General features: G+C 57.1%; 1 protein-coding gene. It reads right to left on the bottom strand.

The annotated features are described in order from the left end of the window. On the bottom strand, positions 1-835 hold an 835-nt coding region (gene cysK, locus CW742_RS12925; RefSeq protein ID WP_292421014.1), incomplete at its 3' end, for a cysteine synthase A. Positions 836-1,440 lie beyond the last annotated feature (605 nt).

Below are 1,440 nucleotides of genomic sequence, written 5' to 3'. Positions count from 1 at the left end.
CTCCAAGAGCTGCATACAAAGCAGCCCCGCTGGAGATCCCCGCAAGGATACCCTCTTCGCGGGCGAGTTTCCGCGCAGTCTCGAAGGCGTCTTCGTTCTTCACCCGGATGATCTCGTCGATGAGGTCCCGGTTGAGCACCGCGGGGACAAACCCTGCCCCGATACCCTGGATACGGTGTGCGCCGGGAGATCCTCCTGAGAGGACCGGCGATGCATCGGGTTCGACTGCAATGGCACGGAACGATGGTTTCCGTTTCCTGATGACTTCTGCAATACCCGTGATGGTCCCTCCGGTCCCTACCCCGGCAACGAGGATATCCACGGTCCCTCCCGTGTCGCGCCAGATCTCTTCGGCCGTGGTCTTCTTATGTATCTCCGGGTTTGCGGGGTTCTCGAACTGCCGGGTAACAAAGAAGTACTTCGGATCCTCCTTTGCCATCTCTTCTGCCCGGGCTACCGCTCCTTTCATTCCTTCCGCGCCCGGCGTGAGCACAAGCTCCGCCCCGAATGCCTTTGCCAGTTTCCGGCGTTCGATGCTCATGGTCTCGGGCATGACAAGCATGAATTTGTATCCCCGGGCCGCGCTTACAAATGCGAGCGCAACGCCGGTGTTCCCGCTTGTTGCTTCAAGGATGATCGTATCCTTGTTGATCAGCCCCTTTTGTTCTGCATCGTCGATCATCGCAACCCCGATGCGGTCTTTCACGCTGCTCATGGGGTTGAACGATTCGACTTTGACGATGACTGCAGCCTCCAGTCCTTTTGTGAGCCTGTTGAGGCGGACAAGCGGCGTATTGCCAATCGTCGAGGTGATATTATCGTATATTCTGGTCATGTTTTTCCTCTGCTGAATCCGGAATCGCTGCCGTAAAATCCGGCGGGATCCCAGCACTTCACAATTGTTAATTTTCCCGGGCCGCTATATGAGTGCTCTGATACTGGCAAAACCTGCCGATGGATCTCCTGCAGGGCATTGCCCGCCGAAGCGTTACGGATTGCGGCAAAACTTGACACGAAATCAGGGTATATCTGCGCCCGCAATCCATAGTGTGTGTTCACAATCGTGAACAGGAACAGACACCATGAACAGATACCATGCGAATATCGCGGGAACGGGAACAAATCCGGAACTATCCGGTCGTTCTGTCCGTCATTATCCTGGCCTCAGGAGGATTACGGCCGTCCGGTCCCGCGGTATCCGGGGCTCCGGGCAGTATTGTTGCCGCACGGGGCTTTTTGGAACCGGCACGCAGACAACTGCCTGTCGTCAGGCACGCTGGCGGACAGCAGCCGATGGTATGTGTCCGTGACACTGTCCTGAACTCACGTCCTCATCCAAAATCCGGCAGTGTCTCGTGCGGGACCACACACCCGCACGGGCTTGCACCCTGCCGGACCTGTCGCCTCATGCACCACACCACAATACCCATTGTATGATCC

The organism is Methanoregula sp. (assembly GCF_002835825.1).
Lineage (GTDB): Archaea > Halobacteriota > Methanomicrobia > Methanomicrobiales > Methanospirillaceae > Methanoregula.
Note: the sequence above shows the minus strand (reverse complement) of the source record. Positions and strands in the feature narration are given on the sequence as shown.